Raw genomic sequence first — 25993 nt, 5'->3', positions numbered from 1 at the left:
CCACAATGGAGGTCTCCCGATGCTGCAGCGTGTGGGCCGTACCCTCGCCATGCGTGTCGTCGTTCCCATCGCCCTGATGGTCACGGTCATCAGCGCGACCGGCATAGCCGCCGTCGTCACCGTCAACCGCGAGGATGCCCGCACCGCGTTGGAGGACCGGGCCGCCGTCACCGTCCGCGTCATCGCCGGCGGGCTGGCGGAGCCGCTGTGGAACGTCGATGCCGACTCCGCCGCGGCGCAGCTGGCGGCGCTGACCAACGATCCGGACTATCTCGGCAGCCGGGTGCTCGACCCGAAGGGGCAGCTCTTCGCCAAGAGCGGCGACGTGTCGGACGGCGATCCGTCTGTGCTGGTCCGCCGCGCCGACATCAAGCGCAAGACCGGCACCCGTATGGACAAGCTGGGCACGGTGGAAATCCACCTGTCGCCCCGCCGCGCCGAACGGCAGGCGGCGGAGCGGGCATGGCTGCTGGCCGGCGGTGGGCTGGCGGCGCTGGTGGCGCTATGCGGTGTGCTGTTCCTGATGGTGCGGGGCGCCACCCGGCCCATCGTCCGGCTGACCGGGGTGATGACGCGGCTGGCCGACGGCGATGGGGCGGTCGACGTGCCGTCGCTCGACCGCCGCGACGAGATCGGCCGCATGGCCGCCGCGGTGCAGGTCTTTAAGGAGCAGGGCGCTGCCAAGCAGCGGCTGGAGGCCGAACAGGTCGCGCTGCGCCGGCAGGCCGAGGCGGAGCGGCATGCCGCCATCGCCGCGGTCGCCGATGATTTCGAACGTCGCGTCGGCAGCGTTCTGGGCGAGGTGCTGCGCACCACAGACGGCATGGGGGCCGCCACCCGCGATCTTGCCGACGTGGCGGAGCACAACGGGCAGGTCAGCCGGCAGGCCGCCGGCAACGCGGCGGCGGTGAACGCCTCGGTTGACGGGATGGCCGCCGCAGTGGACGAGCTGGTGGCATCGATCCGCGAGATATCGGTCCAGGCGCAGCATTCGCAATCCATTGCCGACGAGGCCTCGCGCCGCGCCTCGCGGGCGACGGAGCAGGTGGCGGGTCTGGTCCAGGCCTCCGACCGGGTGTCGGCGGTGGTGACGCTGATCCACGCCATCGCCAAGCAGACCAATTTGCTGGCGCTGAACGCCACCATTGAGGCCGCACGTGCGGGGGAGGCCGGCAAGGGCTTCGCCGTCGTCGCCGGCGAGGTGAAGGCGCTGGCGACCCAGACCGCCAAGGCGACCGAAGACATCGAAACCCAGATCCGCGCCATCCAGGGCTCCACCGGCTCCGCCGCCGACGAGATCGTCGAGATCGCCCGCGTGGTGGAGAGCCTCAGCCAGATCAGCGCCTCCATCGCCGCGGCGGTGGAGGAGCAGAATGCGGCGACGGCGGAAATCGGCCGTGGCGTCAGCGAGGCGGCGCAAGGGGTGCGCGCCCTGCTGGGCGACGTCAACGCCACCTCCGACGTGGCGGGGCAGACCGGAGCCGCATCCAACCAGTTGGACGGCGCCGCCGGCATGCTGGCGGAGCAGATGGGGGCGATGCGCAGCGAGGTTGCCGGCTTCATCCATTCCCTGCGACAGTCGGAGGCGGCGTGAAAACGCCCTGTCGTCTTTCATAAATAAACTGCGAGAAATGCCATGCCGAGCATCGATCTGAATTGCGACATGGGGGAAGGGTACGGCGCCTGGACCATGGGCGACGACCGGGCGATGCTGGACATCGTCACCTCTGCCAACATCGCCTGCGGCTTTCATGCCGGCGATCCCACCATCATGGCCGACACCGCCCGGCTGGCGGGTGAGAAGGGTGTGCGCATCGGCGCCCATCCCGGCTTCGAGGACCGCTCCGGCTTCGGCCGCCGGGTGATCCGCGGCATCACCACCACGGAGGTCGAACGGCTGGTCGCCTATCAGGTCGGCGCGCTCCAGGCCTGTGCCGCGCTGTCGGGCCAGCGGGTGACCCATGTGAAGCCGCACGGCGCGCTCTACAACATGGCGGCGGTGGAGCCGGATCTGGCCGGCGCCATCGCCCGCGCGGTCAAGGCGGTTGACCCCGCCCTGCTGTTCGTCGTCCCGCCGCTGAGCGCCATGGAACGCGCCGGGCAGGATGTGGGTCTGCGCGTCGCGCGCGAGGCCTTCGCCGACCGCACCTATGAGGATGACGGCACGCTGACACCGCGGACTGTGGCCGGATCGGTGATCCACGATCCGGATCTGGCCGCCGCGCGGGTGGTGCGGATGGTGCTGGACGGGGCGGTGGAAAGCCGCCACGGCACCCGGCTGCCGATCGTCGCCGATACCGTCTGCGTCCATGGTGACACGCCGACCGCGGTGGCGATGGCGGCGACGGTGCGGCGCGCGCTGGAAGCGGCGGGAGTGGTGGTGCGGGCGGTGGGGAGTGTCTGATTTCCAGTAGGTCTTTGCCCCCTCCCTAACCCTCCCCCACCTTCAGTGGGAGAGGGGACTGCCGCCGTACTCCCGCAAAGCTTCTAACCCCTCTCCCGCGAAGCGGGGGAGGGATGGGGAGGGGGCACTCCAAGCCTGCAGCCTCCCACACCCTCACCCATTACGCGAACCACCGCCCATCTTTGCATCGCAGCATGCCAAGATCGGGTCACAGTTTTGTCAGAATTTTAGACGAACATCCCTCAAACGAGAAAGGATACACAGGGCCGTGTCGACCAAAAGGATAGTCGATCCTCGGCCAAACAGCACAGGTCTTGCCAATGCAACGACGAATTTCCATGCCTATTCTGGCGGCAGTGGCGATTTTATCGGCCGGCGAGGCGTCTGCTGATATTCTCTACCAAAAGGGTAGTGTTGCAGATCAGCGACATTTCTTGCAGGTCGATGTCTCCTGGGGAGAGCTGGAGATCGGGCAGACCGACAGCGCCCGCAACCGTCTGGTGGGATCGTCGATCCTGCCGCCGTCCACCGGGGCTGGAAGCAACTCGGCGAAGCTGACCTACTACACCCCTCCATTGCGGGGGTTCGAGGTGGGGGCCAGCTATACGCCGATGCCCCGCGGCAACGGCGACATGCCCGATCCGCGCGAAGCGATGCATCTGGTGGAGGCCGCGTTGCGCAAGACAATGCAGTTCGGCGCCATCAGCAGCCGGCTGACCGCCGGCACCAGTTGGGCGCGGGTGCGCAGCGACAGCCGCCGCCTGCCGCGCCAGACTTGGATGGTCGGCACCCAACTGGCCTGGAAAAGCGTGACCCTGAACGGCGACCTCCGCCAGCAGGAAGAGGCGGACGGCGCTTCGATCCGCAGCCTGAATGCGGCACTGGCCTATGGTACTGGCGACCTGACCCTGTCGCTGCGGGTGCGGCGGACGGTCCCTTACCAAGGCGTCGCCGGCGGCCAATATCTGGCCGACCTGACCTATCACATCACGCCGCGCTGGCAGGTGATGGCCGACACCGATATCGACACCAGTGCCGATTCCCTGGCCGCCGTGGTGAAGGTCGGCGCCCGCCTGTTGTTCTAGCCGCGGCAGAACGGGCGGGGGATGACATCGCCAACCCCCAGCCACATCCCTGCCATATCCCCCTGGCGTGACGGGGTCGGGCCGTTCAGTTCGCCGCGAAGCAGTAGAGCAACCCGGCGCCGCCGGTACCCTTCAGAGCGTCCTGGCTGCAGCCGCCGCGCGAGGCGTGCGAGGAGTTCCAGGATTTCGCCGGCGGCTGCTCGTCCAGCCCCATGCGGTCATGGTGGCCGAGCATGGCCGCACCCTCGGTGCCGCTTTTGGTCCAGTTGCCGCAGGTCATGTCCTGGCCGGCGGGGAAAGCGGTGCCGTCCGGCTGCGACCCAGTCAGGATGTCGTGCGTGTTGGGCTGGTCGCCGCGGCCGTTGATCGTTTCACCCTTCTCGTTCAGCGCGGTCTGCTTGGTCAGGGCGTTGGTCCCGTGCAACTCTTCGACCGAGCGGGCGATCACGTCACCCTTGGCGTTCTGCCAGGGGCCCTTGCCGATGCGGTCGCGCGCGTTGACCGCCGGCTGCCCATCGGCGGCCTGGGTGCTGAGATAGGCCCGCCATGTGTGGTTGCCGGCGCCCGCGGCCTGGGCCAGCTGCTGGCAATGACGGTCGGCGCCGTTCAGCCCGCCGAGATCTGCTCCCTTGCCGGTGCCGACGCTGGTGACGAAGAACGTCATGGCGGACGGGCCGGACTGTTGCGCCGCCGCAGCCCCCGGGATCGCCAACAGGAAGGCGGCCGCCGCTGCGATCCGGACGCTTGCACTGCTCATGGGTTTCCTCCGTTGCTGTTTGTTGTGTGGCCGGGATGGACCTTGCTGGCTGAGCCAGTTGAATGAAGACGCTCAGCCCGGGCGATTCATTCCCTTGGCATCGCCGAACCGAGCGCGGCGGCCAGCCGGTCGGCCGCTTCGTCCACCTCCGCCGCCGTCGTGCCGCGGCCAAGGCCGAAACGCAGGCTGGCATGGGCATCCATGACGGAGAGGCCGAGCGCCAGCAGGACATGCGACGCCTCGCTCGCCCCGCTGTGGCAGGCGGAGCCGGTGGCGACGGCAAGCTCCGGCAGATCCAGCAGCCGGTCGGCGGCGTCGATGCCGGGAATGGTGACGTTCAGGCAACCGGCCAGTCCATCCGCGCCATTGCGGCGGATGCCGGGCAGGCGGCTCTGCAGCCGTTGCCAAAGCCGGTCGCGCAATTCGCCGATGCGCCGGGCATCCTCCTCCCGCCGTTCACGGGCCAGCCGGCAGGCGACGCCCAGCCCGACGCAGAGCGGCGTCGGCAAGGTTCCGCCCCGCAGGCCGCGCTGCTGCCCGCCGCCGGGCGAGGCCGGCACCGGCCGGAAGGGGCGGCGGACGATCAGGGCGCCGATTCCCATCGGTCCATAAAGCTTGTGCCCCGACAGGCTGAGGCCGTGGATCCCGAGCGCCGCCATGTCGAGGGCGCGCGTGCTCAGGGCCTGCACCGCGTCGCTGTGCATCGTCGCACCATGGCGCGCCGCGACCGCCGCCAGATCGGCCAGCGGCTGGACCGTCCCGACCTCGTTGTTGGCGGCCATCACCGATACCAGCGCCGGTGTCGGCAAACCGGCCAGGGTGTCGTCCAAGGCGGCGGGATCGACCCGGCCGCCGGAATCCACCGGCAGGATCGCCACCGCGTGGCCGCGCCGCCGCAGCTCCGGCAGGCAGCCCAGCACGCTGGCATGCTCCACCGCCGAGACGACGCAGCCGCCGCCCGCCGGGACGCCGCCCAGCAGCGCCAGCGTGTTGGCTTCAGTGGCGCCGGAGGTGAAGACCACCTCGCCCGGCTGCGCGCCGACCAGGGCGGCGACCTCCGCCCGCGCCTGGGCGATGGCGTCGCCGGCGCGCCAGCCTGCCGGATGGGCGGCATGCGGGTTGCCGGCCGCTTGCGCCCGCATCCAGGGCAGCATCGCCTCAAGAACCTGCGGGTCGAGCGGCGTCGAGGCCAGATGGTCGAGATAGATCATGGCGCGCAGTATCGCGCCATCGGCGGCGGAAGGGGAGGAGGGATGTCCTTCTCCCCTTCAATCGAGTCATTGCGACGGCTGGTCCGGCCGCTCCGCCGACTGCGCCGCGTTGCTGCCGCTGACGCGCCAGACGGCGTTGCCGACATCGTCGGCGACCAGCAGCGCGCCCTTGTTGTCCAACGTGACACCAACCGGGCGGCCCTGCGCCTTGCCGTCCTTGTCGAGGAAGCCGGCCAGCACGTCGACCGGTTCGCCCGCCGGCTTGCCGTTCTGGAAGGGCACGAAGATCACCTTGTAGCCGCTGGCCGGCTCGCGGTTCCAGGAGCCGTGCTGGCCGATGAAGGCGCCCTGCTGCAGGTTCGGCGGCAATTCGCCCTGGTGCGAGAAAGTGAAGCCGAGCGAGGCGGTGTGCGGACCCAGCGCATAGTCGGGCGGGATCGCCTTGGCGACGAGGTCGGGGCGCTGCGGCTCCACCCGCTGGTCGACATGCTGGCCGTAATAGCTGTAGGGCCAGCCGTAGAAGCCGCCGTCCTTCACCGAGGTCATGTAATCGGGAACGAGGTCGCTGCCGATCTCGTCGCGCTCGTTGACGGCGGTCCACAGCTCGCCGGTCACCGGATTCCAGTCCATGCCGTTGGGATTGCGCAGGCCCGACGCGAAGATGCGGTGCGCGCCCGTCTTCAGGTCGATCTCCCAGATGGCGGCTCGGCCCTGCTCCGCCTCCATCCCGTTCTCGCCGACATTGCTGTTGGACCCGACGGTGGCGTAGAGCTTGCCGCCGTCGCGGCTGGCGATGATGTTCTTGGTCCAATGGTGGTTGATCGGTCCGGCCGGCAGGTCGACGACCTTCACCGGCTTGGCGGTGATCTTGGTGTCGCCCTCCTTGTAGGGCACCTTCACCACCGCGTCGGTGTTGGCGATGTAGAGGTCGTTGCCGACCAGCGCCATGCCGAAGGGCGAATACAGCCCCTGCAGGAAGGGTTCGCGGACGTCGGCCTTGCCGTCGCCGTCGGTGTCGCGCAGCAGGGTGATGCGGTCGGCGCTGGGCGTCTTGGCGCCGGCCTTGCCCATCACCAGCCCCATCACCCAGCCCTTGATGCCCTTGCCGTCCTCCGGCTTCGGCGGGGCGTTGGTCTCCGCCACCAGGATGTCGCCGTTGGGCAGAGCCAGCAGCCAGCGCGGATGGTCCAGCCCGGTGGCGAAGGGGGTGACGCTCAGCCCCTGGGCCGCGACCGGCTGTGCCCCCTGCGGCCAGCCGACGGCGTCGGCGATGTTGACCGTGGGAATCAGCGAGGATTTCGGTTCCGGCAGGGTCGGGTTGGGACCGGTGCCGGCCGACACCGGCAAGGTCGCCTGATCGCCGCAGCCGGCGAGCGACAGGACCGCGACCGTCGCGGAAAGCATGAGGGCTGGCCGTATGGTGCTGTGCATGCGCCGAAATCCCGCGTCTGTGGGCGTGGAGGGAGTACCCACGGTCAACGGTGCTGCTGATGCGTTGGTTCCGTTGCGGTCCTCAGTGCGGCCGGGCGAGCGCCCGCAGCTCCGCCGCCAGGGCGGCGGCCAGCCGGTTGCCGTCGCACAGCGGGCCGGCGGCCATGCGGCTGCGCAAGGTGCGGCGCAGCTCCGCCAGCCGCTGCGGGGCGGATGCCCAGGCGACGGCGCGGTCCACATAGTCGGCCGGGTCGGAAGCGATGCAGCCCTCCACCCCCGCCACGGTCAGGAAGGCCAGGGAATGGCGGCTGGAGAAGGTCTCCCCCGGCAGGGTGACGACCGGCACGCCCATCCACATCGTCTCCAGCGTCGTGGTGCTGCCGGAAAACGGGAAGGGGTCGAGCGCCACGTCGACCGACGCGCAGCGCCGCATGTGGTCCAGGCTGTTGGTGGCGCCGACCATCGTCACCCGGCCGGGATCGATGCTGGCGGCGGCCAGCCGGACGCGCCACAGATCGGCGGTGACGGGGCAGGACAGCGCCTTGGTCTTCATCAGCAGGCGGGAGTCCGGCACCCGCTGCAGAATGGCGGCCCAGGCCGCCAGCACATCGTCATTCAGCTTGGTCAGGATGTTGAAGCTGCCGAAGGTCACTGGCTCGCCCGACAGGCTGGGCGGCGGCGTCAGCGGAAGCTCCGTATCGTCGCCGGGCGCATCATAGGCGATGAAGGCGTTGGGCATGCGCAGCACCCGCTCCGCATAGAAGGCCTCCATGCCGTCGGGCACATGGTGGCGGTCGGCGACCAGCGCATCCATGGCGGCGAGCCCGGTGGTCGCCATATAGCCGGACCACGCGACCTGCACCGGCGCCGGCTTGCGCGCGAAGACGCCGGGCCGACCGCGGGCATTGTGGCCGGCGAGGTCGATCAGCACGTCCGGGCGGTCGTGGCGGATCCGGCTCGCCACCTCGGCATCCGGCTGTCCAGCGACCGGGATCCAGCGCGCCGCCGCCTTGCGGAAGCGGTCGGTCACGTCGTCGGACTCGGTCTGGTTGGCGTAGAGCAGCAGGCGGATATCATGGGCGGGCAGCGCCTCCACCGTGCGGACGGCGAACAGACCGGCGGGGTGGCGGCGGAAATCGCCGGACAGGATGGCCACCGTCAGCGGCCCCTTGCCGGAGGTCGCCTTGCCGGGCTTGACCCAGCGCCCGCGGTGGGGGGCGCCATGAACGCGGTCCCAGTCGCGATGCGCCTCCAGCACCGCCGCCGCCGTCACCCCTGGCCGGAACAGCAGGAGATAGGCCTGGTTGGAGCGCACGTCGGTCAGCGACGGATCGAGCGCCAGAGCCCGCCGGTTGCCCAGCTCCGCCGCGTCGAGCAGCCCCTGGCCCTGCCGCACCAGCGCGAGATTGGCATGAGCCTCCGCCAGGGCCGGATTCAGCGCCAGCGCCGCGCGGTAGGCATCGGCGGCGGCGCCCAGCCGGTCGGTGCGCTGGCGCACCTCGCCCAGCCGCAGCAGGCAGTCGGCCAGATCCGGGCGGGATGCGATGGCATGGCGGGCGGCGCTCTCCGCACCGTCGCGGTCGCCCAGCGCCAGACGGGCGGCGGCGAGGTTGGACAGGGCCGGGGCATGGTCGGGGCGCAGGGCCAGTGCGCGGGCCAATGCCGCCGCCGCGTCCTGCGGCCGGTCCAGCGCCAGCAGCAGCGACCCTCGGTTGGCATGCGCCTCGACGAAGGTCGGATCGTCGGCCAGGGCGGCGCGATAGGCGTCGTCGGCGTCGGCCCGCTGGCCGAGGGCCGCCAGCACGTTGCCCAGGTTGAAGCGGGCGCGGGCATAGCCGGGACGGCGCGCCGCCGCCTGCCGGAAGGCGGTCGCCGCCTCCTCCAGCCGGCCGAGCGCCTCCAGCGCGTTCCCCAGATTGTAGAGCGCCTGGGCGAACTCCGGCCGCAGGCGGACCGCCTGCCGGTGGGCCGCCACCGCCTCTTCCAGCCGGCCGAGCGCCTTCAGCGCGCTGCCCAGATTGTCGTGATAGTCGGCGACCCGGTGATTCTGCTGGATGGCGCCGCGGATCAGGGTGGCGGCGCGGTCGGGCTGGCCCGACTGCAGATGGACAACCCCCAGCAGGTGGGCGGCGTCGGCATGGCCGGGCATGGCGTCGAGCACGGCATGGTAGAGGGCCGCCGCCTGGGCAAGCCGGCCGGTCTGATGATGCGCCACCGCGGCAGCCATCGCTTCCTGGATCGTCGCCATGACGACCGTCATACCGGTTGGCGGGGGCCGGTGCCAGCCCTTTCCCAGTATAGTGTGCCAAGGTGTGATGGGGGCGGGATGGCGGCGGATGGACCACCCGTATCGCCGCCGCCGGTTTTCAACACTTGACCCGGCGGGCCGGGGCGGTCAGCTTGCCGGCCTTATACAGATCTCGGCCGATCTCCATGAACCGACTGCAACGGTACCTGTTCCGCAACCTGCTGATCGCCACGCTCTATTCGACCGCCGGCCTGACGCTGACCATCTGGCTCAGCCAGTCGCTGCGCCTGATCGAGATCGTGGTCAGCGCCGGCGCGCCGATGGGCATGTTCCTGTGGCTGCTGCTGCTGACCGTGCCGACCTTCCTCGGCATCGTGCTGCCGCTGGCGCTGGTCGGGGCCATCCTGTTCACCTACAACAAGATGGCGACGGACAGCGAGCTGGTGGTGATGCGCGCGGCCGGCGTCGGTCCCTTCTCGCTGTCGAAGCCGGCGCTGGTGCTGGCGGTGGGGGTGATGGCCGTCGTCTTCACGCTGAACATCTGGATCACCCCGGCTGCCCACCGCGAGCTGGTTCGGATGGAATACACGGTGCGCAGCGACTATTCGCAGCTGTTCCTGCGCGAAGGCGTGTTCAACGAGGTCGGCGACCGCTTCAGCGTCTTCCTGCGCGACCGCGACGCCGACGGCAACCTGCACAAGGTGCTGATCCATGACGGCCGCCAGCCGGACAAGCCGGTGACGATCATGGGCGACCGCGCGGTGATGCAGACCGGGCCGGACGGCACGCGCTTCGTCGTCTATGACGGCAACCGGCAGGAGCTGGACCGCAAGACCAACCGGCTGTCCCAGCTGTTCTTCGACCGCTATGCCGTGGACCTGAAGGCGGTGGCTCCCCAGGCGGCGGAGCGCTGGCCCGACGCCCGCGAACGCACCACGGGGGAGTTGATGGACGGCAACGTCCCGTCCCAGGACGACCGCATGCGCCGCGGCCTGATCGCCGAGCTGCACCACCGCTTCTCCTCGCCGCTGCTGGCGCTGACCTATGCGCTGGTGGCGCTGTCGGCGCTGCTGTCGGGCGAGTTCAACCGGCGTGGCCAGTCGTCCCGCGTCACCATCGCCGTGCTGCTGGTGATGGGGCTGCAGGCGGCGGCGCTGGGGCTGACCAGCCTCGCCGGCAAGGCGACGGTCTTCGTGCCGCTGATGTACGCCATGCCGCTGGTGGCGATTCTGCCGGCACTGTGGGTGATGTCGCGCGGCCTGAGTCTGCGTCCCGGACGGCGGAACGGCGCCCCGGCTGGGGCCGCTTCCGGACATGATGCGGCGGCCGGGCCCGCGTCATGAGCCGCATTCTCTTCATCACCTCCAACCGGTTGGGCGACGCGGTGCTGTCGACCGGGCTGCTCGACCATCTGACTCGGACCTATCCGGGCGCGCGGCTGACCATCGCCTGCGGGCCGCTGCCGGCGCCGCTGTTCCGCGCCGTGCCGGGGCTGGAGCGGCTGATCCCGCTGGCCAAACGCTCCTATGCGCGGCACTGGCTGCGGCTGTGGCTGGAGTGCGTGGGCACGCGCTGGGATCTGGTGGTCGATCTGCGCAACTCGGCGGTCGGGCGGCTGGTGCCGGCCCGGCGCCGCGCCTTCCACGCCAAGGCCGCCCGCCCGATGCACAAGGTGGAGGAGAATGCCGCCGTGCTGGGCCTGTCGCCGCCGCCGGCCCCGCGTCTGTGGATCGACGCGGCGGCGAGGGAGCAGGCCGACGCCCTGATTCCCGCCGGGACCGGCCCTTTCCTCGCCATCGGGCCGACGGCCAACTGGCTGGGCAAGGAGTGGCCGGCCGACCGCTTCGCCCGACTGGCGCTGCGCCTGACGGGGGAGGGCGGGCCGCTGGCCGGCGCCCAGGTGGCGGTGCTGGCAGCCCCGCCGGAGCGCGAGCGGGCGCGGCCGGTGCTGGACGCGCTGGGATCGAAGGCCATCGACCTGACCGGCCGCACCGACCCGATGGCCGCCGCCGCCTGCCTGGAGCGGGCGGCGCTCTATGTCGGCAACGACAGCGGGCTGATGCACATCGCGGCGGCGGCGGGTGTGCCGACCGTCGGGCTGTTCGGCCCCGGCTATCCCGCCATCTACGGCCCCTGGGGGCCGCGCGGCCGGGTGGTGACGAGCAGCGTGCCGCAGGCGGACCTGCTGGCCCGCGTCGCCGCCGACCCCGACGACCGCGGCCTGATGGACGGCATAGGCGAGGAGCGGGTGGTGGAAACCGCAAGTGAACTCCTGTCCGAAGCGCATAGAACTTGTGACCAGTTTGCGGCAAGGGCCTGCGGACCGGCCGAAGTACCCCCGTTGCGTTGACAAAGCCGACCGGATAACCGACACTTCCGCGACGAAGCAAAGGGGCAGGTCCGCCCCACCGGATGGGTTTTCCCCCGAGGGTTTGGAATGAAGCCGACTCCCACCTACGCCAACAAGCCGACCTCGGACAATCCGCGCGACGTCGAGGCTTGGGCCCTGGCGGAAGCGGCGCGCCGTATCATCGCCGCCAGCCATGCCAAGGACGAAAAGGCCTTCCGCGAGGCTCTTCAACTGAACCAACGCCTGTGGACGATCTTCCAGGCCGCGATCACCGAAGAGGATTGCGGCCATCCGCCGGAGGTCCGTACGAACATCGCGGCCCTGTCGCTGCTGGTCGACCGCGAGACGACCAACCGCCTGGTCGACCTGGATTTCCCCAAGATCGACACGCTGGTCAACATCAACCGCAACGTCGCCAGCGGCCTGACCGCCCAGGGCCAGTTCATCGCCGCCCAGCAGGCGACCCAGCCGCATCCGGGCACGCCGCAGGCCGCCGCTCCGCAGGCGCCCGCCGCCCAGGCTGCTCCGGCCGCCGCCCCGGCGCCGGGCCAGCCGCCCGCCGGCATGCGCCCGGCTGTGCCGCCGCGTCCGATGACGGCCCCCGATGCCGCCCCGGTCAATCGGGAATCGCTGCGCATTTCGATCTGAGCGGGTTCATATCGACAGCAAAAAGGCCGGCGCTCCGATGGGGCGCCGGCCTTTTTGCTTATTTTCAGACTTCTTATGTTTCAGAGCGTCTCTCGGTCGTCATCCCCGCGAAGGCGCACTGCTGTCCGGGATTTTCAGGTCTCGGCCAGTTTGAGGCTGAGTTGGCGGTCTGGGGGTCGTTTTTGCGGTGGCCGTGGCGTTGTCGGACAGCGATTGGTGGTGTCGAACGGTTCGAAGAGTGCAACCTTGAGCCTGACCTTGAGAGCCTTCGCACCGCCAACGTGGTTTTTGGCGTAGGTGTTCTGGAACAGCCGCAACAAGCAGAAGGCAATCAATGCCGTGTAGATCTGAATTCTGACGGCATTCTCGGAGCGACCGAAGAATGTCTTCATCTTCAGGTTCTGTTTGATCCACTTGAAGAACAATTCAATCTGCCAGCGTTCCTTATAGAGATCGGCTATCTCCTGGGCAGTCCGGTGAAGATCATTGGTGATCAGATGGAGTGGTTCCTTATCCGGACGCGCCACCACCACTTCACGAAGTTCGGTGTCGTAGAGCGGGTTGGTCGCGCCGCCGCGTGGCTTCCTATGGCCGATCTTCACCCGGCGGTCCGCTGCGATGGTGTCGCCAACCGCCTCGTCGGTTCGCTCCACCCGGCGGCGGGCATTGCTCTTCAGCCGGGTCACGAACAGCGCCCCTGCAATGGTGATCTCATGCCACCAACCGTAATCCGTGTATCCCTTGTCGAAGACGTAAGTGGCGCCGGCAACGAACGGCAGGCGCCGCGCCACCTTGATTTCGCTGAGCTTGGGCGTTTCCACGGCAAAATGGACCGGTGTCGCCGCCCGCGGATCGTAGGCCAGATGCAGCTTCAGGCCACGGCAACGCGAATCGGCTTCGGCCCAGTCGAAGCGGCGGTCCCGCAACATGATCGCAGAGCCGTCGATCAGCCGCACCAACTCCCGGCTTTCCTGACGCGCCGATCGGGCCAAGCCGCCCATGACCAACTCGGCTATCTCGCGGAACACCGCAGCAGGCCGGGCCGCCGAGGCATCGCTGAGCGTGCTCTTGCTCACCGGCCGCAGCCCGGTGTGGTAAAGCCCTGCCGGTTGGGCCGCCAACCCCTCCGCAATCTCGCGAAGGCTCTTCAGCCCGGCGAACTGGGCGAAAAGCATCGCCTTCAGGTGCCGCTGGCACGTCCAGCCCTTGTCACCACTCCCAACCCCATGATTGCCACGGTGCCGCGCGACAATCCCGTTCACCGCACGACGGTCCAGTGGTTCCACAAGGCGCAAAAATCCGCTAGCTTGGAACGGCACGGCAGACCTCAAAATCTATGTTTGGCGACTGCGATTTTGGGCCAGAACTCTGGCTTTGTCTGCCGTGCAGCTGAAAGCTATACAAAAATCCCGGACAGCAGTGCGCGAAGGCGGGGATCCAGGCTCACGGCCCAGGCGCCTGAAGCGACTGGATTCCTGCCTTCGCGGGAATGACGGCAGAGGAGGGGCCGGGAACCGCCCTCACTCCGCCGGAACCTCGCGTTCCAGCTCCTCCAGCCAGATGCGGGCGTTGCCGTCCGACGGCGCGCGCCAGTCGCCGCGCGGCGACAGCGAGCCGCCGGCGGTCACCTTCGGGCCGTTGGGCATGGCGGAGCGCTTGAACTGGCTGAAGCCGAAGAAGCGGCGCAGGAACACGCGCAGCCAGTCGCGAATCTCGGCCGGGCTGTAGGCGCGGCGCTTCTCCAGCGGATAGCCCTCCGGCCAGTCGCCCTTGGCGACATCGCCCCAGGCATGGCGGGCCAGGAAGGCGATCTTCGACGGGCGGAAGCCGTAGCGCAGCACGTAGAACAGGTTGAAGTCCTGCAAATCATACGGCCCGACCACGGATTCGGAGCTTTGCAGCGCCTTGTCCGATCCGGCCGGTACCAGTTCCGGCGAGATCTCCGTCTTCAGGATGGCGTCGAGAGTCTCCGATACCTCCTGCTGGAACTGGCCGGTGCGGCTGACCCAGCGGATCAAATGCTGGATCAGCGTCTTCGGCACGCCGGCATTGACGTTGTAATGGGACATCTGGTCGCCGACGCCATAGGTGCACCAGCCCAGCGCCAGTTCCGACAGGTCGCCGGTGCCGAGCACGAGGCCGTTGTTGTGGTTGGCGAGGCGGAACAGGTAATCGGTGCGCAGGCCGGCCTGCACATTCTCGAAGGTCACGTCATACACCGCCTCGCCGCGGGCGTAGGGATGCTCCATGTCCTTCAGCATCTGGTTGGCGGCCGGCCGGATGTCGAGTTCCTTGGCCGTCACCCCCAGCGCCGTCATCAGCCGCCAGGCGTTTGACTTGGTGCCCTCGCTGGTGCCGAAGCCGGGCATGGTGTAGGCGAGGATGCCCGAGCGCGGCAGGCCCAGCCGGTCCATGGCGCGGGCGGCGACGATCAGGGCGTGGGTGCTGTCCAGCCCGCCCGACACGCCGATCACCACCGTGCCGATGCCGGTGGCGCGCAGCCGCTGCACCAGTCCGGCGACCTGGATGTTGTAGGCCTCGTAGCAATCCTGCTCCAGCCGTTCGGCGGCGGCCGGAACGAAGGGCAGGCGCGGCACCGCGCGCAGCAGCCCGACATCCTCCTCCGGCGCGTCGAGCCGGAAGGCGACGGTGCGGAAACCGCCGGTGGCATCAAGGAACAGGCGACGGTTGTCGTCGAAGGTGCCCTGGCGCAGCCGTTCCTGGCGCAGCAGGTCGAGATCGACGTCGGCGACCGCCATCTGGGCGCCGTCGGGGAAGCGGTCGGTCTCCGCCAGCATCTCGCCATTCTCGAAGATCGAGGTCTGGCCGTCCCAGGCGAGGTCGGTGGTCGATTCGCCGGTCCCGGCCGACGAATAAAGATAGGCGGCGAGACAGCGCGCCGATTGCGACTTGGCCAGCAGGCGGCGGGTGTCGGACTTGCCGATGGTGATGTTGCTGGCCGACAAATTGGCCAGCACGGTGGCGCCGGCCAGGGCGGCCATGGTGCTGGGCGGTGCCGGGACCCACAGATCCTCGCAAATCTCGGCATGGACGACCAGACCGGGCTGATCCTCGGCGGAGAACAGCAGGTCGGGTCCGAAGGGGGCGGTCAGGTCGCCGATTCGGATCGTCCCGCCTTCGGTGCCGGCGCCGGAGGCGAACTGGCGGCGCTCGTAGAATTCCCGGTAGTTCGGCAGATGCTGCTTCGGCACCACGCCCAGCAGCTCGCCGCGCTGGATCGCCACCGCCGTGTTGTAGAGCCGCCCGTCATACAGCAGCGGCGCGCCGACCAACAGCAGCGGCATCAGCCCGGTCGAAGCCTGGACCAGATCGAGGATCGCCTGTTCCACCGCGTCGATCAGCGGGTCCTGCATCAGCAGATCGTCGATGGCATAGCCGGACAGCGCCAGTTCGGGAAACAGCGCCACCGCCACCGACTTGTCGTGGCAGGCGCGCGCGGCCTCCAGGACGGCGGCGGCGTTGGCCGCCGGATCGGCCGGGGTGCAGCGCGTGGTACAGGCGGCCACCCGCGCGAATCCGTGGCGATAGATCGAGGTGAAGCTCATGACCCGTTCCTGCTGACTTGCATGCCCGTGACGCTCCCGGATGTGGCGCCCCGGATGTGGTGCCTGGGAAGCAAACATAGCAGGAATTTCGCGCGCGTCAGGTCTCCCGTCCCGATGGGGCGCGGCTTTCGGTCCAATCGGACTCCGCCGGCATGGCCTTCCGCACAAGATACTTCAGACACGATACATTCGTTATAAAACCAAAGTCAAATCGATAGCTCATAGGATACATTCCAATTAAAATGATGACGTTGGAGGAGAAGACCTGCGACAGCCAAGTTGACCAAACCAAGTGCGGCGGATATAGCCAAAGGCTCTCCTGCGCCAAGAACCGACAGCCCACCCCGGAAGGACTTGTTTATCGCCGTGTCAACGGAAACACCGGTCACGCAACCTGATGTGAACACCGCAACACCGCAGGAGAATGCGGAGGTTGCGACCATGCCGGCAGAAAATGGCGCACCGCCGGAGCAGGCCTGCTGCATCGTCGGCATCGGTGCCTCGGCCGGCGGGCTGGAGGCGTTGCAGCGATTCTTCGATGCGGTGCCGGGCGACAGCGACCTCGCCTATGTCGTGGTCCAGCACCTGTCGCCGGTTCACAAGAGCCTGATGGTCGATCTGCTCGCCAAGCACACGGAGATGGAGGTGGTGCAGGCGACCGACGGCGTGCCGGTCCAGCGCAACACCGTCTATCTGCTGCCGCCGGGCAAGCATTTGACCATCGAGGACTGCCGCCTGCGGCTGACCACCAAGGATGCCGGCAGCGGCATGAGCCTGCCGATCGACATCTTCCTGACCGCGCTCGCCCGCGACCAGGGGCCGTTCGCCATCGGGTTGATCCTGTCGGGCACCGGGTCGGACGGCACGCGCGGCCTGATGGCGATCAAGTCGGCGGGCGGCTTCACCGCGGTCCAGCAGCCGGAGACGGCGCAGTTCGACGGCATGCCGCGCAGCGCGCTCGCCACCGGGCAGATCGACGCTACCCTGCCGCCGGAAGACCTGCCGGCCCGGCTGATCGAGCATGCGCGCAAGGCACTGACCCGCGCCCGTCCCATGCCCACCCGGCAGCGGCGCGAGGACGGCGACGATCCGCTTGCCCAGATCATCGCGGTCATCCGCTCCGTCACCGGGGTCGATTTCTCGCATTACAAGCTGGCGACGCTGCTGCGGCGGATCGAACGGCGGATGCAGGGCGCCGGGCTGGAGTCGATGGAGGAGTATGCCGCCCTGCTGCGGCGGAACAGCGCCGAAGCGGTCAATCTCTACAAGGAGATGCTGATCGGCGTCACCCGCTTCTTCCGCGACGAGGCGGCCTTCCGCGTCCTGGCCGACCGGGTGATCCCCGGTCTGCTGGCGAACCGCAGCCCGACCGACATGATCCGCGTCTGGGTCTGCGGCTGCGCCAGCGGGGAGGAGGCCTATTCCCTCGCCATCCTGTTCGCCGAGGCGCAGGAGCGGTTGGGCCGCAGTTTCGACGTCAAGATCTTCGCCACCGACATCGATCAGGACAGCATCGAGGTGGCGAGCCTGGGCGAGTATCCGCGTGCCATCGCCGAAGACGTGTCGCAGGAACGGCTCGCCCGCTTCTTCACCGCACAGGGCGAGAGCTATGTGGTGGCGCGCGACATCCGCCGCATGGTGGTGTTCGCCGCCCACAACATCATGCGCGACCCGCCCTTTACCAAGATCGATTTGCTGAGCTGCCGCAACCTGCTGATCTATATGGACCAGCCGCTGCAGCGCAAAGTGCTCAGCCTGTTCCAGTACGCGCTGCGCCAGGGCGGCTTCCTGTTCCTGGGCACCAGCGAGACGCTGGGCGACCTGCAAGGCGATTTCCACACGGTGGACAGCCGCAACAAGGTGTTCCAGAGCCTGCGCGCCGGGTGGTTCCGGCTGTCGCGGCTGCTGGTGCCCACCGTCTCGGCCCCGCTGGCGCGGCATGGCGAGGACGGTGGATCCCACGCGATGGAGGAGGGGGCCGCCATCGACGAGGCGATGGCCGCGCTGATGAAGGCCTATGTGCCGCCCTGCCTGCTGGTCAACGAACAGATGACGATCATGCATGTGTTCGGCGACGCGTCCTCGCTGCTGAAGGTGCCGCCGGGCGAGGCGACGCTGAACGTGCTGAAGCTGCTGCCGTCGTCGGTCGCCATGGTGACGGGCACCGCGCTGAACCGCGCCTTCCGCTCCGGCGAGGAGTTCGCGCTGTCCAACATCCCGGTGAAGGACCGCGAAGGCGTTGCGGCGATCAGCCTGCGCGTCCAGCCCTATGTCGCGCGCAAGACCGGGCGCCGCTTCGCCCTGGTGGTGCTGGACCGCGCCAACCTGCGGCCGCTGTCGGTGCCGGATTCCGACTTCGACCTGAATGCCGACGCCGCCGAACGCATCCGCGGGCTGGAGCAGGAGCTGCTGTCGCGCGGCGAGAACCTGCAGGCGACCATCGAGGAGCTGGAAACCGCCAACGAGGAGCTGCAGGCCACCAACGAGGAACTTCTGGCCTCAAACGAGGAACTACAGAGCACCAACGAGGAACTGCAGTCGGTCAACGAGGAGCTTTACTCCGTCAACGCCGAATATCAGGCGAAGGTGGAGGAGCTGACGGAGATCACCAACGACCTGGACAATCTGCTGCGCTCGACCGAGATCGGCACGGTGTTCCTGGACGGCGATTTCGTCATCCGTCGCTTCACCCCGGCGGCGGCCGGCTTCATCAACATCATCCCGCGCGACATCGGCCGCTCCATCGCGCATCTGTCGACCAACATCGACTATCCGAACTTCCTGGGCGACATCCGCAAGATGTTCGACGGGCACGAGGCGATGGAGCGCCATGTCCGCGTCCATGACGGCCGCTGGGTGCTGACCCGCATCCTGCCCTACCTGACCGACAAGAATCAGGTCGGCGGCGTGGTGGTGACCTTCGTCGACGTGACCGACACCAAGCTGGCGGAAGAGCGGCTGCAGAAGGTGCTGGACAGCCTGCCGGAGCATATCGCCGTCACCGACCGCGACGGCAGGATCGTCATGGTGAACGCCGCCTGGCAGGGCTTCGCGCAGCGCAACGGCGCCCCGGCGATGGAGCGTTGCGGCGTCGGCAGCAACTATCTCGACGTCTGCCTCACTCCGGAGGAGCGGGAAAAGGACGGCATCGGCCGCGCGGTGCATGACGGTCTGCGCCGCATCCTGGACGGTGAAGCCGACCACTTCACCATCGAATATCCCTGCCATTCGCCCGACGAGCAACGCTGGTTCCTGATGCACGCCACCCGCCTGAACGACCATGGCGGCGGCATCGTCGTCAGCCACATCAACATCACCAACCGCAGGCTGATGGAGTTGCAACTGGACGGGGCCGGTAAGGCCGGCGGAGGCGAGAATTGAGCGAGGACTCCTCCGGCCGTCTGCGGCGCCGTGCCGAAACCATCCTCAGCGGCGGAAATTTCGAGGCGGCGGACGTCACCGCCACCTCGATGAAGGAACTGCTGCACGAGCTGTACGTCCATCAGGCCGAACTGGAGATCCAGAACGAGGAGTTGCGCGGCGCCCAGCAGGCGCTGGAGGCGTCGCGCCTGCAATATCTCCAGCTTTTCCAGTCGGTGCCGCTGGCCTGTCTGGCGGTGAACGCCGCCGGCATCGTCGGCGAGGCCAACAGCGCCGCCGAACGCCAGTTCGGCCTGCCGATGCTGCGGCTGAAGGGGCGCCCGCTGACCCTGCTGGTCGACAGTCTCGACCATGGCCGGCTGTTCACCGCCCTCGGCCGGCAGCGCGACGGCGGCGAGTGGATCCGGCAGGAATTCCGCTATCTTGGGCCGCAGGGCACGATCATCGACGGGCTGACCGATGCCCGCCGGGTGACGCTGGACGACAGCGACCGCGGCGACGTGCTGCTGACCATCACCGACCTGACCGAACGCAACGCCTGGCTGCGCGAGGTGCAGCAGGCCCGCGACGACGCCGAGCGGGCGCGGGCCGACTATCACCACATTCTTCAGTCTGTCGGAGACGGCATCCTGGGGGTAGACGCCGACGGCCGCATCCGCTTCGTCAACGCCGCGGCGACGGCGATGACCGGCCATCTAGACCTCGACCTGATCGGCCGGCCGCCGTCGGACCTGCTGGCCGGCCCGGCGCCGGAGACCGAGGCGGGATTGCCGGTCGGGGAGGGCGACGCGGTTCCGGCCGGCGGGGCGGCCCGCGCGCTGGCCCTGTCGCTGACCGATGGCCGGCCCCGCCGGGTCGCCTGTGAAAGGCTGCGTCGCGAGGATGGCGGCGCGCTGCTGGTGGAAATCTCCATCTCGCCGATGCTGGCGTCGGGCAAGCGCCTCGCCCCGATGGAGGAGCGCATCCAGGGCGCCGTCGTCGCCTTCCGCGACGTCACCGCGCGGCGGACGGCGGAAGCGGCGCTGAACCTCAGCGAACGGCGGCACCGGGTGCTGGTGCAGTCGCTGCACGACGCGCTGGCGATGACCGCCGCCGACGGCCGCAACCTGCTGGCGAATGCCATGGCGGAGCGGCTGCTGGACGGCCCGGCCAGCGCGCTGCTCGACCCCACCGCATCCGCCTATGACGCGGCGGACGGGCAGCCGGCGCCGACCACCGCCGGCCGCCGCTTCATCGACGCCAACGGCAACCGCCTGCACGGGCTTCCCCCAGCGGCGGAGGCGGCGCGCAACGGCAAGCCGGTGGTCGAACGGATCATCGGTCTGGTCGAGGGGGAGGAGGCGACCGCGCCCACCCGCTGGCTGCGGGTGTCGAGCCATCCCGTCGCCGATCAGGCCGGCGGGGTGGAGGCCGTGGTGTCCAGCGTCGCCGACATCACCGCGGTGAAGGCGCTGGAGCGTGACCTGAACGTGGCGCTGGACGCCCGCGAACGCTTCCTGGCGGCGGCGAGCCACGATCTGCGCCAGCCGGTGCAGGCCTTGCTGCTGCTGTCCGACCTGCTGCTGAAGGAAAGCCTTCCCGCCGGGGCGCGGCGAATGGCGGAGCAGATCCAGTCCTCGCTCGGCGGGCTGGGCGGCATGTTGGACGGGATGCTCGACATCTCGAAGTTGGAGGCCGGGCTGGTGGCCCCCAATCCGGAATCCGTCGACATCGCCGCCCTGCTGGCCCGGCTGCATGGCGAATTCGCTCACGCGGCCGAAAAGGGCGGGCAGAGGCTGCGTCTGGTGGCTCCGCCGCTGACGACGCGGACCGATCCGGGGCTGCTGGAGCGGGTGCTGCGCAACCTGCTGACCAACGCGCTGCGCTACGCCCCCGGCGGCCGGGTGCTGCTCGGCGCCCGGCGGCGCGGCGACCGTCTGCAGATCGAGGTTTGGGACAACGGCATCGGCATCGCCGACCAGCATATCGGCCGAATCTTCCAGGACTTCTTCCAGGTCGGCAATGCCGCCCGCGACCGGCGGGAAGGGTTGGGGCTGGGGCTGAGCATCGCCCGGCGGCTGGTCACCATGCTGGGCGGGGTCATCGACGTGACCTCCTCGCTCGGCCGCGGCAGCCGCTTCACCGTCAGCCTGCCGCTGACGGAAGCCGAGGCGGATGGTCGGGATCAGGCCGTTGCCGGCGGGAACGCCGACGGCACCCGCTCCGGCGGCGGCACGGACCGGCTGGTCATGCTGGTGGAGGACGACGCCGTCATCCGCATGGCCCTGGTCCTGATGCTTGAGGATTGGAGCTATCGCGTGGTGGAGGCGGGCAGCGGGGCGGAGGCGGAACAGCTTCTGAACAGCCTGATCGACGCCGGCGAACCGCCCGACCTGATCCTCGCCGACTATCGCCTGCCGGAAGGAACCACGGGGCTGATGGTGATGGACATGGTCCGCCGCCGCCTGTCGCGCGACGTTCCCGGCGTTCTGTTGACCGGCGACACGTCGGCCGACCGTCTGCGCGAGGCGGCCGGCGCGCAATGCGCGCTGCTGCACAAGCCGATCCAGCCTGCCCGCCTGCAGGACACACTGGCGTCGGCGCTGGGCCGGTGACCGCGGACTCCCATCATAGGACGGGTAATCCCTATGCACTTTTTCCAGTGCCGTTGCATTTGACTCACGTCAATGCCGCCCATGCGGGAAGCTACAGACTGTCCGGACCAGCGATCAGGCGGTCGTCGACAAGAGGCGGGAACGGTCCATGCCCACCAACACGGATGCCAGCCTCGCGCGGCGGCAGGTTCGCGCCCGTGCCGCCAGAGTATCGGCGGTGCTGTTCGGCGGGCTGTTCGTCGGCTTCCTGCTTCTCGTCGGCGTCTTCATCGAATATCGCCGCGCCATCGACTGGGTCGACCACACGCACATGGTCATCTCCACGGTCGAGGACCTGCAGTCCAACCTGTCCGACGCCGAATCCAGCCAGCGCGGCTTTCTGCTGTCGCAGGACCGGGACCATCTCGCCTCCTACGAGGAGGGGGTGGAGAGCAGCCGGGCGCTGCTGGACCGTCTCGGCTCCCTGACCGTCGACAACCCGGCCCAGCAGGACAAGGTGAAGGCCCTGCGCGCGCTGACCGCCGACCGTCTCGCCCGGATGGCCGAGGTCCTGCGGCAGGTGGAGGACGGCGGCATCGAGCGGGCGCTCGCCATGGTCCGCGACGGGTCGGGCGCCGGCATGATGGCCGAGATCCGGCGGATGACCGCCACCATGCGGGCGGAGGAGGACCAACTGCTCGCCCGCCGCAGCCGCCACGCCACTATCCTCGAACTGCTGATGATCGCCTATGGGCTGCTGTTCGTGACGGTGACCGGCTGGCTCGGCTACACGACCGTCCGGCGGCTGGAGCGGGACTATCGGGCGGAACGGGCGGAGGGGCAGGCGCTGGCCGTGGCGCTGCAGGAGAACCGCATCCTGCTGGACGAGGTGAACCACCGGGTGAAGAACTCGCTGCAGATCGTCGCCAACCTGCTGCGGACCCAGGCGCTCCGCCATCGCAGTCAGGAGGTGCGGCAGGAATTGCTGGACAGCAGCAGCCGCGTGCTGGCGATCGCCGAGGTCCATCGCCGCCTCTACGGCGAAGGTGCGGTGTATGACACGGTCGAACTGTCGGACCTGATCCGCAGCATCGCCGAGAATGCCATCCCATCCAGCGGCGCGGGCGGCGGCGAGCCGGCGATGAGCGTGGCGGTGGGCACGCCGCTGCCGGCGCCGGTCGACACCGCGGTCCCGGTGGCGCTGATCGTCAACGAGTTGCTGACCAACAGCTACAAGCACGCCTTCCCCGATGGGCGGACCGGCACCGTCAGGCTGGACATGGAGGTTGAGGGGAATGAGGTCCATATCGACGTCACGGACGACGGCATCGGTTTGCCCGAGGAGGTCGGGAGTGGCGGCGGTGGTGGCTTCGGGCTCAACACGGTCCGCAATCTAACGCGGCAGATAAGGGGGCAGCTGGAGATCGAACGTTTGACTCCGGGCACGCGCTTCCTTTTAACTTTCCCCATGAAGCCGGGAGCGCCAACCCAAGCGTGACGTTTCCGGACAACGTACAAAAATTACAAGAAAAACAATGAAGATATTGATCATAGAAGACGAATTTCTGATCGCCGAGGGCGTGGCGCTGACGCTTCAGTCCGCCGGCCACGAGGTGACGGGGATCGCTGAGGATCTGCCCTCCGCCCTCGCCCTGGCCGGGAAGGAGAGGCCCGACATGGCCTTCGTCGACATCAAGCTGGCCAACGGATCGAACGGGCTGGACGTCGCCCGTGAACTTAAGGCGCTGGGGATTCCGTGCGTCTTCGCCACCGGGAACCCGCCCAGCAAGGCCCAGGCCGGCGGCATCGGGCTCGGCTATATCGCCAAGCCGTTCTCGCCGCGCGTCCTGGTGCAGACCGCCGCCTTCGTCTCCCGGCTGCTGTCGCCCTGCGCCCCCGCCCCGGCGGCGCCCAGCGGATTCGTCACCCTCTAAGAAGCGACGTTTTCAGAAGCCGGTGAAGCGGGTGAACGCCTCGGCCGGTTCGCGGTCGGTCGGGAAGTTGTTTTCCGGGGCCGACCAGTCGGCGAAGCCCAGCGCCATGCCGCTGGCGATGATTTCCGTGTCGGGCAGCCCCAGATGGCGGGCGGTGATGGCGTGGCGGTAGCAGAAGGCCGCCTGCGGGCAGGTCTCCAGCCCGAAGCCGCGGGCGACGATCATGACATTCTGCATGAACATGCCGAGATCGAGCCAGGCACCCTTGCCCATGTCGCGGTCGATCGAAAAGAACAGCCCGACCGGCGCCCCGAAGAACAGCCAGTTGCGGCCATGCTGGCGCGCCATCCGCTCGCGGTCGCCCTTGCCGATGCCGATCGAGCCGTAGAGCGCCCATCCCACCGCGCGGCGGCGGCCGAGATAGGGCTCCCGCCAGTTTTCCGGGTAATAGGGATATTCCGGCACCTCCGGCTCCCCCGCCTCATGGGCGGCCAGCAGGTCGGCCGACAGGGCGGCGCGTGCCTCCCCGGCGATGGCATGGACCTTCCAGGGCTGGATGTTGGAACCGCTGGGCGCGCGGGCGGCGAGGTCGAGGATGCGCAGCACCGTCTCCCGCTCCACCGGCGTGGGCAGGAAGGCGCGGATGCTGCGCCGGCCGGCGACGGCATCGAGTGCGGAGAGGGGAGGGGCGCCGCTCATCCCTCGACCTCCACCGTCGGCTCGTGCCGGACCGGGAAGTTGACGGAGCGGGCGATGAAGCATTTCTGCGCGGCGTCGTGGTGCAGGGCCAGCGCCTTGTCGGCGTCCGATCCCGGCGCCAGGGTCACCCGCGGCCGCAGCACGACGGTGGTGAACTGGCCGGCACCGTCGGCCTCCTCCTCCATCACCCCCTCGGCATCGTCGCTGTAGGCTGTGACGACGATGCCGGCGACCGAGCAGAGATGCAGGTACCAGAGCTGGTGGCAGGAGGACAGGGCGCCGATCAGCATTTCCTCCGGGTTCCAGCGCGCCGGATCGCCGCGGAAGGCCGGATCGGAGGTGGCCGGAATGGCCGGCTTGGTCCCGGCGGTCAGCTCGTGGTCGCGGCTGTACGCCTTGTAGGCCGAGGTGCCGGTGCCGAGATTGCCGGTCCAGCCCAGCCGGACGGCATAGCGGTGTTGCCTGTGCGCCATGAACTCCCTCCCTTCTACTGCATCACGATCATCAGAAGCGCCGGCAGCCCGACGAAGGCCATGGCGGTGGACCCCAGCACCATGCCCGCCACATCCTCCGGCGAATTGCGGTAGCGTAGCGCCCAGAGATAGTTGAAGACCGCCACCGGCATCGAGCTTTGCACCAGCACCACGCCGCGCGTCGTCCCGGTCAGCCCCAGCGCCCAGGCCACCAACAGCCCCATGGCGAAGCCCACCGCCAGCCGGAAGGCCGACATCGACAGCGCCCGCACCGCCCCCGACAGCCGCAGCTTCGACAACGCCACCCCCAGCGAGAACAGCATCAGCGGCACGGCGCAGTTGCCCAGCAGCGTGGTGGTGTTTCCGATCCACACCGGCAGCGGCAGCCCGGTCAGTTGGATCGCCACCGCCAGCGCCACCGTGTAGATCGTCGGCGTGCGGGCCATCTGCCCCAGATCGAACCGCCCGGCGGCCAGCGCCGGCCCGAGCGTGAACTGGCCGACCGCCATCACCGCATAGAACAGCACGGCAAGGCTGAGGCCGTTCTCGCCGAAGGCGAACAGGCAGACCGGCAGACCAAGGTTGCCGGCGTTCGGAAAGGCCATAGCCGGCACATAGACCCGCAGCGACAGCCCGCTCGCCAGCAGCACGGGGATCGAGGCCAGCGCGGTCAGCGCCATGCAGGCGGTCGCCGCCAGCGCCATCTCCCCCATCACGTCGGCCGACAGGTGCAGCCGGGTCAGGGCCGAGAAGACCAGACAGGGCGACGACACGTTGATCGCGAAGGTGGTGATGAAGGCGCTGTCGTAGGGGAGCTTTCGACGGGTCCAGCCATAGCCCAGCGCCGCCACAAGGAAGACCGGGGCCAGCACCGCGAAGGCGTCGGACAGAAGGGCGAAGGCGGGCATGGAGGCTGTGCGGATCCCGTGCTGCAACCGGTGGGTGGACGAATTGTCAGCCACCATGGCGGCATTCCCGCGTCGCGTCATCCCCCCAAGCCCAAGCCGCCGTGCAAGGCAGCCGCGCAAAGGATCAGTTTGCGCGGCGGGCCGGTGTCCTTCCCGAGTCGTGGCTCTGAGTGTGGGCGATGGCGGCGTCCGTCATGGCCGGGAGGGTCGTCACGAAGGCCGCGGCCCGGCAAACATGGCTTTTGAGCAATCTTTATCACGAGTCAGTAACGATTTGTAACGAAGCTTGAGCGATAAGTGGGCACCCACTAAGGTGGAATGGCCC

19 protein-coding genes are annotated in these 25993 nt (G+C 68.8%); 10 read left to right on the top strand and 9 right to left on the bottom strand.

The annotated features are described in order from the left end of the window. The first annotated feature begins 19 nt into the window (after positions 1–19). From M5E06_RS23915 to M5E06_RS23905, 3 genes are all read left to right on the top strand, one after another. On the top strand, positions 20–1594 hold the full coding sequence (locus M5E06_RS23915) for a methyl-accepting chemotaxis protein (RefSeq protein ID WP_252140331.1): 1575 nt from the start codon (positions 20–22) through the stop codon (positions 1592–1594). A gap of 42 nt (positions 1595–1636) precedes the next feature. Beyond that, positions 1637–2404 carry a LamB/YcsF family protein gene (locus M5E06_RS23910; protein ID WP_252140330.1) on the top strand — a complete coding sequence of 256 codons (768 nt, stop codon included), beginning with the start codon at positions 1637–1639 and terminating at the stop codon, positions 2402–2404. Positions 2405–2724: 320 nt separating this feature from the next. Further along, complete coding sequence (locus M5E06_RS23905; protein ID WP_353654358.1) at positions 2725–3489, top strand: porin; 765 nt, start codon at positions 2725–2727, stop codon at positions 3487–3489. A gap of 85 nt (positions 3490–3574) precedes the next feature. Here the strand turns inward: M5E06_RS23905 and M5E06_RS23900 are convergent, their stop codons facing one another. From M5E06_RS23900 to M5E06_RS23885, 4 genes are all read right to left on the bottom strand, one after another. Continuing rightward, positions 3575–4246, bottom strand: a complete 672-nt coding sequence (locus M5E06_RS23900) for a hypothetical protein (protein ID WP_252140328.1) — start codon at positions 4244–4246, stop codon at positions 3575–3577. Positions 4247–4332: 86 nt separating this feature from the next. Further along, a complete protein-coding gene (locus M5E06_RS23895; RefSeq protein WP_252140327.1) occupies positions 4333–5457 on the bottom strand; it encodes a cysteine desulfurase family protein in 1125 nt (374 codons plus the stop codon). Positions 5458–5523: 66 nt separating this feature from the next. After that, complete coding sequence (locus tag M5E06_RS23890; RefSeq protein WP_252140326.1) at positions 5524–6861, bottom strand: PQQ-dependent sugar dehydrogenase; 1338 nt, start codon at positions 6859–6861, stop codon at positions 5524–5526. 109 nt (positions 6862–6970) lie between these two features. Beyond that, positions 6971–9136 (bottom strand): O-linked N-acetylglucosamine transferase, SPINDLY family protein, encoded by a 2166-nt coding sequence (locus M5E06_RS23885; protein ID WP_252140325.1) that lies wholly within the window; start codon positions 9134–9136, stop codon positions 6971–6973. Between the two features lie 185 nt (positions 9137–9321). On the opposite strand from M5E06_RS23885, the gene lptF reads away from it, so the two are divergent. The 3 genes from lptF to M5E06_RS23870 all read left to right on the top strand — a co-directional run bounded on the left by lptF (position 9322) and on the right by M5E06_RS23870 (position 12134). Continuing rightward, positions 9322–10479, top strand: a complete 1158-nt coding sequence (gene lptF / locus M5E06_RS23880; protein WP_252140324.1) for an LPS export ABC transporter permease LptF — start codon at positions 9322–9324, stop codon at positions 10477–10479. After that, complete coding sequence (locus M5E06_RS23875) at positions 10476–11486, top strand: glycosyltransferase family 9 protein (RefSeq protein WP_252140323.1); 1011 nt, start codon at positions 10476–10478, stop codon at positions 11484–11486. Before lptF ends, M5E06_RS23875 begins: the two co-directional genes overlap by 4 nt. Positions 11487–11573: 87 nt before the next feature. After that, complete coding sequence (locus tag M5E06_RS23870) at positions 11574–12134, top strand: flagellar biosynthesis regulator FlaF (protein ID WP_252140322.1); 561 nt, start codon at positions 11574–11576, stop codon at positions 12132–12134. 134 nt (positions 12135–12268) lie between these two features. Here M5E06_RS23870 and M5E06_RS23865 read toward each other — a convergent pair whose 3' ends face one another. Further along, positions 12269–13453, bottom strand: coding sequence for an IS4 family transposase (locus M5E06_RS23865; protein ID WP_252140321.1), 1185 nt, complete (start codon positions 13451–13453; stop codon positions 12269–12271). A gap of 201 nt (positions 13454–13654) precedes the next feature. Continuing rightward, the gene (locus tag M5E06_RS23860; RefSeq protein ID WP_252140320.1) at positions 13655–15700 is read right to left on the bottom strand and encodes an NAD(+) synthase; all 2046 of its coding nucleotides are present in this window, start codon (positions 15698–15700) and stop codon (positions 13655–13657) included. Positions 15701–16141: 441 nt separating this feature from the next. On the opposite strand from M5E06_RS23860, the gene M5E06_RS23855 reads away from it, so the two are divergent. From M5E06_RS23855 to M5E06_RS23840, 4 genes are all read left to right on the top strand, one after another. After that, positions 16142–19081, top strand: a complete 2940-nt coding sequence (locus M5E06_RS23855) for a chemotaxis protein CheB (protein WP_252140319.1) — start codon at positions 16142–16144, stop codon at positions 19079–19081. Then, positions 19078–21675: a PAS domain S-box protein gene (locus tag M5E06_RS23850; RefSeq protein ID WP_252140318.1), complete on the top strand. Its 2598-nt coding sequence runs from the start codon at positions 19078–19080 to the stop codon at positions 21673–21675. Before M5E06_RS23855 ends, M5E06_RS23850 begins: the two co-directional genes overlap by 4 nt. A gap of 148 nt (positions 21676–21823) precedes the next feature. Continuing rightward, the gene (locus M5E06_RS23845) at positions 21824–23152 is read left to right on the top strand and encodes a sensor histidine kinase (RefSeq protein WP_252140317.1); all 1329 of its coding nucleotides are present in this window, start codon (positions 21824–21826) and stop codon (positions 23150–23152) included. 37 nt (positions 23153–23189) lie between these two features. Continuing rightward, positions 23190–23588: a response regulator gene (locus M5E06_RS23840; protein WP_252140316.1), complete on the top strand. Its 399-nt coding sequence runs from the start codon at positions 23190–23192 to the stop codon at positions 23586–23588. 12 nt (positions 23589–23600) lie between these two features. Here M5E06_RS23840 and M5E06_RS23835 read toward each other — a convergent pair whose 3' ends face one another. Genes M5E06_RS23835 through M5E06_RS23825 form a run of 3 tightly spaced genes read right to left on the bottom strand, consistent with a single transcriptional unit; the run spans position 23601 to position 25725 of the window. Further along, positions 23601–24287 carry a nitroreductase gene (locus tag M5E06_RS23835; protein ID WP_109151778.1) on the bottom strand — a complete coding sequence of 229 codons (687 nt, stop codon included), beginning with the start codon at positions 24285–24287 and terminating at the stop codon, positions 23601–23603. Beyond that, the gene (locus M5E06_RS23830; protein ID WP_252140315.1) at positions 24284–24760 is read right to left on the bottom strand and encodes an OsmC family protein; all 477 of its coding nucleotides are present in this window, start codon (positions 24758–24760) and stop codon (positions 24284–24286) included. The genes M5E06_RS23835 and M5E06_RS23830 overlap by 4 nt, the downstream gene beginning before the upstream one ends. Positions 24761–24774: 14 nt before the next feature. Continuing rightward, a complete protein-coding gene (locus M5E06_RS23825; protein WP_252140314.1) occupies positions 24775–25725 on the bottom strand; it encodes an AEC family transporter in 951 nt (316 codons plus the stop codon). Between the last annotated feature and the right edge of the window lie 268 nt (positions 25726–25993).

This window comes from Azospirillum sp. A1-3, from assembly GCF_023806445.1.
Lineage (GTDB): Bacteria > Pseudomonadota > Alphaproteobacteria > Azospirillales > Azospirillaceae > Azospirillum.
Note: the sequence above shows the minus strand (reverse complement) of the source record. Positions and strands in the feature narration are given on the sequence as shown.

Excerpts from the sequence above, each read along its gene's own strand:
- M5E06_RS23915 (WP_252140331.1), top strand. The coding sequence starts at position 20 with ATGCTGCAGCGTGTGGGCCGTACCCTCGCCATGCGTGTCGTCGTTCCC.
- M5E06_RS23910 (WP_252140330.1), top strand. The coding sequence starts at position 1,637 with ATGCCGAGCATCGATCTGAATTGCGACATGGGGGAAGGGTACGGCGCC.
- M5E06_RS23905 (WP_353654358.1), top strand. The coding sequence starts at position 2,725 with ATGCAACGACGAATTTCCATGCCTATTCTGGCGGCAGTGGCGATTTTA.
- M5E06_RS23900 (WP_252140328.1), bottom strand. The coding sequence starts at position 4,246 with ATGAGCAGTGCAAGCGTCCGGATCGCAGCGGCGGCCGCCTTCCTGTTG.
- M5E06_RS23895 (WP_252140327.1), bottom strand. The coding sequence starts at position 5,457 with ATGATCTATCTCGACCATCTGGCCTCGACGCCGCTCGACCCGCAGGTT.
- M5E06_RS23890 (WP_252140326.1), bottom strand. The coding sequence starts at position 6,861 with ATGCTTTCCGCGACGGTCGCGGTCCTGTCGCTCGCCGGCTGCGGCGAT.
- M5E06_RS23885 (WP_252140325.1), bottom strand. The coding sequence starts at position 9,136 with ATGGCGACGATCCAGGAAGCGATGGCTGCCGCGGTGGCGCATCATCAG.
- lptF (WP_252140324.1), top strand. The coding sequence starts at position 9,322 with ATGAACCGACTGCAACGGTACCTGTTCCGCAACCTGCTGATCGCCACG.
- M5E06_RS23875 (WP_252140323.1), top strand. The coding sequence starts at position 10,476 with ATGAGCCGCATTCTCTTCATCACCTCCAACCGGTTGGGCGACGCGGTG.
- M5E06_RS23870 (WP_252140322.1), top strand. The coding sequence starts at position 11,574 with ATGAAGCCGACTCCCACCTACGCCAACAAGCCGACCTCGGACAATCCG.
- M5E06_RS23860 (WP_252140320.1), bottom strand. The coding sequence starts at position 15,700 with ATGAGCTTCACCTCGATCTATCGCCACGGATTCGCGCGGGTGGCCGCC.
- M5E06_RS23855 (WP_252140319.1), top strand. The coding sequence starts at position 16,142 with ATGCCGGCAGAAAATGGCGCACCGCCGGAGCAGGCCTGCTGCATCGTC.
- M5E06_RS23845 (WP_252140317.1), top strand. The coding sequence starts at position 21,824 with ATGCCCACCAACACGGATGCCAGCCTCGCGCGGCGGCAGGTTCGCGCC.
- M5E06_RS23840 (WP_252140316.1), top strand. The coding sequence starts at position 23,190 with ATGAAGATATTGATCATAGAAGACGAATTTCTGATCGCCGAGGGCGTG.
- M5E06_RS23835 (WP_109151778.1), bottom strand. The coding sequence starts at position 24,287 with ATGAGCGGCGCCCCTCCCCTCTCCGCACTCGATGCCGTCGCCGGCCGG.
- M5E06_RS23830 (WP_252140315.1), bottom strand. The coding sequence starts at position 24,760 with ATGGCGCACAGGCAACACCGCTATGCCGTCCGGCTGGGCTGGACCGGC.
- M5E06_RS23825 (WP_252140314.1), bottom strand. The coding sequence starts at position 25,725 with ATGGTGGCTGACAATTCGTCCACCCACCGGTTGCAGCACGGGATCCGC.